Genomic DNA, 10,095 nt, shown 5'->3' with positions numbered 1-10,095 from the left:
AGGATTTATGTAATTACTCACCTGAACTAGATCGGTTTGATAAGTATATATTAGAACACTTTTATGATGGAATAAGCCAACTTAAATAAAGTCACTAATGCAAGAAAATTCATTTAAGCAAGAGAATTTCAGTGAGGAATTAAAATTGAATAAAGAAACAAAAACAAGCTTCGTCAATAGAACCTTAGGACTGTCTTTAGGGTCAACTCAAGGAGGGTACTCATATTGTAGCGACGCAAAGATGCAAGTTCTATTTAGTTTAGGCGCCCAAAATGGTGATATCATTCTAAGCCCTAACTGGTCAGCGAATAGTTATGCTCGAGCAATTAAACACATAAAAAAAATATCTGATGAAGGGTATGAGCTTTTAGTCTTTAGGGTATGGACTAAGAAGAATAGCAAAGGTGAAACGAGAACTGTTGGATTTGACCCTGTTACCGAGAAAAGGAAGCTAATAGATGTCGATGGTAAAACCTTTAGAGCTGTTCCTTTAGATTATAAAGAAGAATCAGAACCTAGCAATAACACTCGCGCCCAACGCAAAAATCAGACAATAGATAGGATCATACGTGACACCAAGATTTCAAAAAAAATCAAAAATTTGTATCATAATTCATGTCAAGTATGTGGGGTTAAGCTAGTCACCCCTGACGGGGATTATTCTGAAGGGGCTCACATCATTCCCTTAGGTGCACCACATCACGGGCCCGACAAGGAATCGAATATCTTGTGCTTATGCCCAAATCATCACGTTCTATTAGATAAATTTTCTATTACGTTCGCTGCCGACGGACAAGTTAGCGGAAATGAAGGTCATAAAATGACATTGTTGCATGACATTTCTGAAACTAGCATTCGTTGGCATAACACCATGTATTTAAATGCAAAAAAAGCGTAATGGCAAACATACCTCTTCACTCAATGGTTACACCAGAACTGGCATTGTTGCACCAGTGACCTTCTAAAACAGGATGTTTTAGCAGAGCTTACAGGGATGTATTTACAGCGAGTCACTGGTGTAACAGTGCGAAAGCCTGCAGCAGGCAATTAGCAACACTGCATTTTCAGCGACTTTTAAAGCTAATTAGCAGCTCAATCTCAGCAGAATGAAAACTAACCAATAAAAAAGCGAACCGCTAAGGGTTCGCTTTCATTAAACGTTAGAACTGAATAACGTACTATTCAGCCCCTACTCATAGTCTGATAACGGCACACACGCACAGAACAAATTACGGTCGCCGTAAACATCATCAATACGGTTCACGGTTGGCCAGAACTTGTTAGTACGCACTGCGGCACTTGGGAACACGGCCACTTCACGGCTGTATGGGCGTGAATCGAACGCTGGGTCCATAATATCGGCCATAGTGTGTGGCGCGTTGTGCAGCGGGTTGTTGTCCGCTGGCCACTCGCCAGCTTCAACCTTAGCGATTTCGGCGCGGATTGACACCATAGCGTCGATAAAGCGGTCCAGTTCAACCTTAGACTCAGATTCGGTTGGCTCAATCATCAGCGTGCCCGCTACAGGGAAGCTCATGGTTGGCGCGTGGAAACCGTAGTCGTTCAGACGCTTAGCGATATCCATTTCGGTCACGCCAGAGGCTTCTTTGATGGGGCGCAGGTCGATAATACATTCGTGCGCGACGCGATCGTTACGGCCGCGGAACAGTACTGGGTAGTGTTCAGACAGCTTCTTCATCACGTAGTTAGCGTTTAACAGCGCGGTTTGAGTCGACTTTTTCAGGCCGTTTGAACCGAGCAGCTTAATGTACATCCAGCTGATTGGCAGAATGCCAGCACTGCCGTATGGCGCTGCTGAAACTGCACCGTTGTTATCGCTTTCGCGGCCTGGTTTCACTACAACGTGACCCGCGACGAACGGCGCTAAGTGCGCTTTCACGCCGATAGGGCCCATACCTGGACCACCGCCGCCGTGCGGAATCGCGAAGGTTTTGTGCAGGTTAAGGTGCGATACGTCGGCACCGATAAAGCCTGGTGAGGTTAAGCCAACTTGGGCGTTCATGTTGGCGCCGTCCAAGTACACTTGACCACCGTGCTGGTGCACTATGTTGCAGATTTCGCGGATAGATTCTTCGTACACACCGTGGGTCGATGGGTAAGTGATCATGATACATGACAGGTTTTCTGCCACTTCAGCCGCTTTGGCCTTCAGATCTTCTAAATCCACGTTACCTTGCTTATCACAGGCAGTCACAACCACTTGCATACCGGCTAATTGCGCCGATGCAGGGTTAGTACCGTGGGCAGATTGTGGGATTAAGCAGATGTTTCTGTGGGCTTCGCCGCGAGACTCGTGGTATTTACGAATCGCCAGCAGACCCGCGTATTCACCCTGTGCGCCAGAGTTAGGTTGGATACACACGGCATCGTAACCTGTGACATTCACTAACCATGAAGACAGTTCTTCAATCAGTTGGGTGTAACCCTTGGCTTGATCCAGTGGGCAGAATGGGTGCATGTTGGCAAATTCTGGCCAGCTGACTGGGATCATTTCAACCGCAGCGTTTAACTTCATGGTGCATGAACCCAATGAAATCATTGAGTAGTTCAGTGCTAAGTCTTTGCTTTCGAGACGCTTGATATAACGCATCATCTCGGTTTCGCTTTGGTAGCGATTGAAGGTTGGGTGGCTCAGGATGGCATCTTGACGCACTAAAGAGGCAGGAATCGATTGGCTACCTTGCGCCACGATTTGCGCATCTAATGCGGCAACGTCTAAGCCATGGCCAGCACCTAAAATCACATCGAACAGCGCTTCGATATCGCTGCGGATAGTGGTTTCATCTAAGCTCACCCCGACGATGCCGTCAGCATCGAAACGCAGGTTCATTTCAGAGGCCAGCGCGCGCGCATTGACTGCTGCAACGTCTAAGCCTTTGATGCTGATGGTATCGAACCAAGTATTGTTCACTAAGCTCACGCCTTTAGCTTGTAAGCCCGCGGCTAAGATATCAGCAAAGCGGTTGATGCGTGATGCGATGGTTTTCAGGCCTTGTGGGCCGTGGAATACGGCGTAGAAAGACGCCATGTTCGCTAACAGAATTTGCGCGGTACAAATGTTTGAGTTGGCTTTTTCGCGGCGGATATGCTGCTCGCGAGTTTGCATCGCCATACGCAGTGCGCGGTTACCACGGGTGTCCTTTGACACACCGATGATACGGCCTGGCATAGAGCGTTTGTGCTCGTCACGGGCCACGAAGAAGGCTGCGTGTGGACCACCAAAGCCCATCGGCACACCGAAACGCTGCGCGCTACCGAAGACCACGTCGGCGCCCATGGCACCCGGTGACTTGAGTAACACTAATGCCATGATGTCGGCAGCAACAGTCACAATCACGTTTTTCGCGCGTAATTCGGCGAATAAGTCAGTGAAGTCAGTGATTTGACCAAAACGGTTTGAATATTGGAACAAAGCACCAAACAGTTCGTGGTTTACTGCTTCATGGGCAGGACCGACCACCACTTCAAAACCAAAACACTCAGCGCGGGTTTTTACGACGTCTAAGGTTTGTGGGAATACGTCATCGGCTACGAAGAAAATGTTCGCTTTTTTGGCTTTAGACACACGCTTAGCCAGCGCCATCGCTTCGGCGGCGGCAGTCGCTTCGTCCAGCAGTGAAGCAGAGGCTAAATCTAAACCGGTTAAATCCATCGACACTTGTTGGAAGTTTAGAATGGCTTCTAAACGGCCTTGGGCGATTTCTGGTTGATAGGGCGTATAGGCCGTGTACCAACCTGGATTTTCTAAGACGTTACGTAAAATCACATTAGGCACTTGGGTACCGTAGTAACCCATACCAATGTAGCTTTTGAAGACTTGGTTTTGTTTGGCTAAACCACGAATGTAGGCCAAACCTTCGGCTTCGCCGCAGGAATCACCAATGCTCAACTCTTGGCTTAAACGGATCGACTCAGGCACGATTTGCGCAGTCAGATCGTCCAGAGACTCTGCACCAACGTAGTTCAACATTTCTTGTTGTTGGATGCTATCCGGGCCGATATGGCGACGTAAGAATAAATCGTGCTGTTCTAACTGAGTGAGGGTTTGCTTGGTCATGATAAACCTTGTTCCAGATTTGCCGTCGCTCAGGACTGTAGGGTACTGATAAACGGGCTATTGTTATGTCAAACTTGCGCTAAAACAAACGAAGCCCCTTGGGGCTTCGTTAGCGTCGACGATTATTCTTCGTCGATGACAGCTTGGTAACCTTCTGCATCGAGCAGAGCGTCAACTTCTGATTCATCAGAAGGCATAACGCGGAAGAACCAGCCTTCGCCGTAAGCGTCGCTGTTTACCAGCTCTGGAGAATCTTCCAGTGCTTCGTTCACGGCAATCACTTCACCAGAGATTGGCGCGTAGATGTCAGAAGCCGCTTTCACTGATTCTGCCACTGCACAGTCGTCGCCTGCAGTCACAGTGTCGCCCACTTCTGGCAGCTCAACGAAAACCATGTCACCTAACAGCTCTTGAGCATGCTCAGTGATACCCACAGTGTAGCTACCGTCTTCTTCCTTGCGGATCCATTCGTGTGAAGAGGCGTATTTCAGTTCTGTCGGAATATTGCTCATTGTTCTTGTTCCTTGTTCCGTTTTTTTAAAATGCTTGTTTACCGTTGCGCACAAAGTTTGGCGCTACTACTCTAACAGCCACGCGCTTTTTACGCATCTCGACTTCCGCCGTATCCCCAATTGAACTAGGAACACGCGCCATCGCAATAGAATAGCCCAATGTAGGTGAGAAAGTACCGCTAGTGATCACGCCTTGCTGCTCAACACCCGCTGCATCGGTGAAAAATACTGGCATATCATGGCGTAACACGCCTTTTTCTTCCATCACTAGACCGACTAATTTGTCGGTTCCCGCATCGCGCAGGGCTTCAAGCGCCTTACGACCGATAAAGTCACGGTCGGTTGGCTCCCATGCAATGGTCCAGCCCATGTTGGCGGCCAGCGGATTGATGGTTTCGTCCATATCTAAGCCGTAGAGGTTCATACCGGCTTCGAGACGTAATGTATCGCGAGCGCCTAAACCACATGGTTTAACGCCTTGATCTAACAGAGCTTGCCACAGGGCTTCCGCTTCCGCTTCTGGCACGATGATCTCGTAGCCCGCTTCACCTGTGTAACCTGTGGTCGCAATAAACAGAGAACCCGCTTGCTTACCGAAGAAAGGCTTCATACCTTCGATTGCGGCATTTTGCTCGCTACTGAATACGGCGGCGGCTTTGGCCTTAGCGTTAGGCCCTTGAACGGCGATCATCGCCAGCTCAGGACGCTCGGTCACTGTGACATCAAAACCTTGGGATTGTTTGGCGATCCAGGCTAAGTCTTTTTCGCGGGTCGCGCTGTTAACAACAACACGGTAGAAAATGTCGGTGAGGTAGTAAGTGATTAGGTCGTCGATGATGCCGGCATTGTCATCTAACATGCCGCCGTATAAGGCTTTACCAGGCACTTTAAGTTTGGCCACATCGTTGGCGAGCAACTTACGGAGGAATGCACAAGCGTCGGTTCCGGTCACATCAACCACAGTCATGTGGGACACGTCGAACATACCTGCGTCTTGACGCACGGCGTGGTGTTCTTCGATTTGTGAACCATAGTTGAGGGGCATATCCCAACCGTGGAAGTCGACCATCTTAGCGTTTGATTCTAAGTGCTTGTTAAACAGAACAGTTTTATTAGCCATTGTTATCCCTTTTTTGCGGCCTTCTTCAGGTCTCTGCCTAGCGTAGGGTGATACAAATCCGGCTAAATATCTGGCTAATCGGCATTTCACTTCCACGATGCATCAATTTGAAAGGGGTTCTTTCGGTCTCAATGCGTCTGTCACTGCAACGCCTGATTCGCTCTGAATTAATCAGATATTTATCGTGATTGGTATAAGTACTAGGGTCTAAAATGCGGCGAAATTATACCTTGCGTCACAAATTTGTATACAGGAGATTTTTCTAATCCGAAGCCAGTGTCATTAGATTTTCTCATCTTCAACATGTAATTTTTTTACATGCGAAAGCGAGATTTGCGCAGCTTGCAATCAAATCGCTGATAATTGCGGCAATTCTGATCACATTAGCGCAACCGAGGCTAGCGACATAACTTGGGTAGCGACGACTTATTACCCATGGCCTGTTGCATGAACACTGTTTTCAGCCCAGCGACATTATCGACGAGGTTGAGTCCCAGATCGCGAATGGCTTTTTTAACTGGGTTTGAACCCTCGAACAGGCGCTTAAAGCCTTCCATCGCCGCAATCATCTCCATCGCATCGGCCTTGCGCCAACGCTCTAACGCGCGCAGCTCGGCATAATCACCGATATCCTTACCCGCTTGCTGCAATTCGCTAACCACTTCGATAATGCTAGCGGCATCGAGGAAGCCAAGGTTTACCCCTTGGCCCGCTAATGGATGAATGGTGTGGGCTGCGTCCCCCGCGAGCAATAAACGGTGGCGGGCAAAATGGCGGGCGTAGCGCATCCGCAGTGGGAAGGCTTGGCGTTCACTCTCGAGCTTGCAAATGCCAAGGCGACCATCGAAGGCGGCGGTGAGATTGCGCTCAAATTGCACTTTGTCCATTGCCAGTAATTCAGTGGCGCGCTCGGGCGGCACAGACCAGACGATGGAGCAGAGGTTTTCTTCATATAATGGCAAGAAGGCCAGCGGGCCATCCTGCAAAAACACTTGGCGGGCGGTGGCGAGGTGTGGCATCTCGCTACGAATGGTCGCCACGATCGCATGGTGACCATAATCCCAGAAGGTTAACGGGATCTTACATTGTTCACGCACCCAAGAATTAGCGCCATCGGCGGCAATCACGAGTGCGGCGCTGACACTCTCTATTTCAGCACCATTGGCGAGGGTCAACCAAGCTTCACGCTCACCAAAGGCGATACGCTCTAAGCGTTGGTTTTCGATATGGGTGATATTGTCAAATTCGCTGGCACGCTTGGCGAGGGCATAGCTGATGGCGTCGTTTTCGATAATCGCGCCAAGGCTAGGTTCACTGATGCTACTGGCATCGAAGGCGATTTTGCCAAAACCGTCTTTATCCCATACCGCCATTTTTTGATAGGGCGTCGCGCGGCTGGCATCGACATAGTGCCAAGCGCCGAGGTGCTCCAGCAAACGTTGGCTCGCCTTGTTGATGGCGCTAACCCTAAGCCTTGGCTCACCGCTCACGGCCTCTGTGTGGCCCGCATCGATAACGACAACATTAAGATCGGCCTGCGCCAATCCTATCGCGGTGGCGAGTCCCACCATGCCGCCACCCACAATGGCAATGTCATAGGCTTGTGAACTTAACATGGGTACATCCTTTTCGCGTTGCGATACCAGTAATGATTATTTCCAGCCCATCGCTTTTTGAGCGACGGGGGTTTTCAGTGGCGGGAACCAAGATAACAGCCGTAATCCCAGATTACGCCCAAGGGCCAAGGGCCAATATTGGTTAGAGAAGCCACGGACTAAAAATTCAATATTGCGAATAGTGCTGTTTCTATCCGCCTCACGGGCCTGCAAATAGCCATGGGTAACGGCGACACCGCCGATATCCTCACCCTGCTCTCGCGCAGTGTTGAGCACTTCAAGCAAGCTCACCACATCCCGAAGGCCTAAGTTAAATCCCTGCCCCGCAATCGGGTGTAGCGTCTGCGCCGCATTGCCGATAAACACACATCTATGGTGAATTGGCCTTGGCATGTAGGACAGATTTAACGGATAAGCATGGCGCTCGCTGACATCGATAAACTGGCAGGCGCGATAACCAAAGGCTTGCTGCAACGCAGCTAAAAACTCAGCTTTAGGCGCGGTGAGCATCGCTTGGGCGCGGTGATTATCGAGTGCCCAGACGAGGGATAAACGCGGCTGGCCTTGGCTATCTGCCATCGGCAATAACGCCAGTGGGCCAGTCTCGGTAAATCGTTCATAGGCCCAGTGCTGATGAGGCTTATCGGTTTGTAGATTGGCGATAATCGCGGTTTGTTCAAACGCCACTTGGGTAATGGGCAGATTAAAACTGCTGCGCACTTTAGACTGCAAGCCATCGGCGGCGACCACCAGCTTGGCGCAAATCCGCTCGCCGGAATCCAGCACCAGCGTGTTGCTGTCGATATCGGGAATTAACACTGACAGTTTGGCAGGACAATAGCGCTTAACCTGAGTTTTGTTAAGCTCGCTAAACAGCACTTGGCCGACCCTTTCAAGCTCGACGACTTGCCCAAGCGCATCTAAATGGAACTGACTAGCGTTGAGTTCCGTCATGCCAAAATGGCCGCGATCGGACACGTGGATATCTTTAATTGCCGTGCCTAAATGCGCCAATTTTGGCCATAAACCTAAACGGGATAACTCGAAGATGGAACCATGGGCAATGGCGATAGAACGGGCGTCAAAACCGGGGTGATTGTTATCGGGAAGATGCGCCTCGATTAAGGCAATTGACAACGGTTTTTCAGTACCAGACAAACGCGCCAAAGCTAACGCTAGGGTCGCACCCGCCATGGCGCCACCGACAATGGCAATATCGACGTTTTGAACTGAATTATCCATGTGCTCTGCTACCGTCATGGGGTTCTCATTCAAGCTATGGCATGGCTAAAAGCGTTTCGCCATCAGGATGTTAGATTTGAAAAACACTAAAAGGCGGAGTCGCTCCGCCTTTCTCTTTTAGGAATTAATGGATCACCGCAGGATCGTCACTCTCTTCATCGCTCGGCTCAGGGCCAAACTCGGAGTAACACAAAATCGCAGCGATACGCACAAATTCCAACAATTCAATATAGGCGGTTTCCGACTCTTCATCGTCGGTCACATCGAATTCCACTTGAGCGATATCGGCCAGATCTTTAATCACTTCACGCACTTCAGCGGAGGCTTTATTGAGCTTAGGCTGGATAATCGCAATGCCTGTTAAAAAGCTTTGCGTCCAAAGCGATAGCGCCTCAACTCGGTGACTGAGGGATTCTTCCTCTTCGGGAAGCAATGGCATAAAACCAAAATCAAAGTCACTCAAACGAGCAACCGAGTCTTGGAACAACTCACACACCAATTGATGTAAAGGTGCGGGCAAAGGCTGACCATCGTTCATCAGGTCAAATAACGGTTTAATCCACAAATCACCGGTTTGATCTACACCACCGCAGATTAAACCCACAAGAGCACCGTGAACTTCCACGGGATGCTGACCAATTTCAGCCGCATCGAGGGCTATTTTTAAGCTTTCGATACGTAACGAAGGAGGGGTCGCCATATCAGATTCCAATCAGAATTTTCCAGCAGCAATGCTAGCAGAGTTAAAGACTTGAACCAACTCTGATCCGGCATTCTTAGGGTTGAAGATAAAAATTCCGGCAACTGCTCACACAAGCAGCAAACAAAACGGCGAATGTGCAATCCATCAGCGGCTTACCTTGCACTTTTAATATCAGCCCTATATAGTCCGCCCTATCGATGCCAACGAAAGGATCATCTTCGAATGAGTAACAGTGCAGTTGAAATCACCCTGCTGGGGCGCACCTACTCTATCGCCTGTCCGAAAGGTCAGGAAGATGCCCTACGCATTGTGGCTCAAGGGGTTGAGCAGCAACTCACCACCTTAAAAAATCGCACTAATAGCTTAAGCCGCGAAGAAATTGCCATTATGGCGGCGCTGAATATTGGCCACGAGTTGTACCAAGAAAAGCAAAAGAATAAGCATTATATGAAACAAATGGATGACCGCATCAGCCTGTTGCAGTCAACCTTGGAAAACGCCTTAGTTGAGCGTTCAACCAAATAGTTTTAGACTGTGCACTCGGTGCCAAGCACCATCTATCTGAGAAGAGTTGCACAGTGAATGGCTAACTGGCCTATACTTTTTTAAGCCAAACGATTAGCGATTCAATACCGTTTTTGCTCCCTGGGATGCAGGCTAACTGGTAATGTCCCTGTGCCGATAATTTTGATCTCAGGGTGAATGCTTTACTGACATTGAGCATGCTCGGCTCGTACCGAGAAGCCTTAGGAGGTAATCATTTACCCGCCTTGAACCTACGGTTCAAGGGCTACACCGGTAGCGGCATTCTGGGGAGCATCTTA

Annotated in this window: 8 protein-coding genes and 1 other RNA gene; 3 read left to right on the top strand and 6 right to left on the bottom strand. The window is 49.3% G+C overall.

What is annotated here, in order from left to right:
- Positions 1-145 precede the first annotated feature (145 nt).
- Positions 146-898 carry an HNH endonuclease gene (locus MMG82_RS12505; protein ID WP_241406915.1) on the top strand — a complete coding sequence of 251 codons (753 nt, stop codon included), beginning with the start codon at positions 146-148 and terminating at the stop codon, positions 896-898.
- A gap of 291 nt (positions 899-1,189) precedes the next feature.
- On the opposite strand, the gene gcvP is transcribed toward MMG82_RS12505, so the two are convergent.
- From gcvP to MMG82_RS12475, 6 genes are all read right to left on the bottom strand, one after another.
- Positions 1,190-4,078 (bottom strand): aminomethyl-transferring glycine dehydrogenase, encoded by a 2,889-nt coding sequence (gene gcvP / locus MMG82_RS12500; protein WP_241406914.1) that lies wholly within the window; start codon positions 4,076-4,078, stop codon positions 1,190-1,192.
- 122 nt (positions 4,079-4,200) lie between these two features.
- The gene (gene gcvH / locus MMG82_RS12495) at positions 4,201-4,590 is read right to left on the bottom strand and encodes a glycine cleavage system protein GcvH (RefSeq protein WP_011071083.1); all 390 of its coding nucleotides are present in this window, start codon (positions 4,588-4,590) and stop codon (positions 4,201-4,203) included.
- A gap of 25 nt (positions 4,591-4,615) precedes the next feature.
- Positions 4,616-5,710 carry a glycine cleavage system aminomethyltransferase GcvT gene (gcvT, locus tag MMG82_RS12490; RefSeq protein WP_047538785.1) on the bottom strand — a complete coding sequence of 365 codons (1,095 nt, stop codon included), beginning with the start codon at positions 5,708-5,710 and terminating at the stop codon, positions 4,616-4,618.
- Between the two features lie 398 nt (positions 5,711-6,108).
- Positions 6,109-7,326, bottom strand: coding sequence for an FAD-dependent monooxygenase (locus MMG82_RS12485; protein WP_047538787.1), 1,218 nt, complete (start codon positions 7,324-7,326; stop codon positions 6,109-6,111).
- A 36-nt stretch (positions 7,327-7,362) separates the two neighbouring features.
- Complete coding sequence (ubiH, locus tag MMG82_RS12480) at positions 7,363-8,586, bottom strand: 2-octaprenyl-6-methoxyphenyl hydroxylase (protein WP_241406913.1); 1,224 nt, start codon at positions 8,584-8,586, stop codon at positions 7,363-7,365.
- A 106-nt stretch (positions 8,587-8,692) separates the two neighbouring features.
- A complete protein-coding gene (locus MMG82_RS12475; RefSeq protein ID WP_047538794.1) occupies positions 8,693-9,268 on the bottom strand; it encodes a UPF0149 family protein in 576 nt (191 codons plus the stop codon).
- 225 nt (positions 9,269-9,493) lie between these two features.
- Here MMG82_RS12475 and zapA point away from each other — a divergent pair, with 225 nt between their 5' ends.
- The gene (gene zapA, locus MMG82_RS12470) at positions 9,494-9,796 is read left to right on the top strand and encodes a cell division protein ZapA (protein ID WP_037414335.1); all 303 of its coding nucleotides are present in this window, start codon (positions 9,494-9,496) and stop codon (positions 9,794-9,796) included.
- A 114-nt stretch (positions 9,797-9,910) separates the two neighbouring features.
- Positions 9,911-10,091, top strand: a non-coding RNA gene (gene ssrS / locus MMG82_RS12465) — 6S RNA.
- The last annotated feature ends 4 nt before the right edge of the window (positions 10,092-10,095 follow it).

The organism is Shewanella sp. MM_2022_3 (assembly GCF_022557375.1).
In the GTDB taxonomy this organism is placed as follows: domain Bacteria; phylum Pseudomonadota; class Gammaproteobacteria; order Enterobacterales; family Shewanellaceae; genus Shewanella; species Shewanella xiamenensis.
This window is presented reverse-complemented; position numbering and strand designations above follow the sequence as displayed.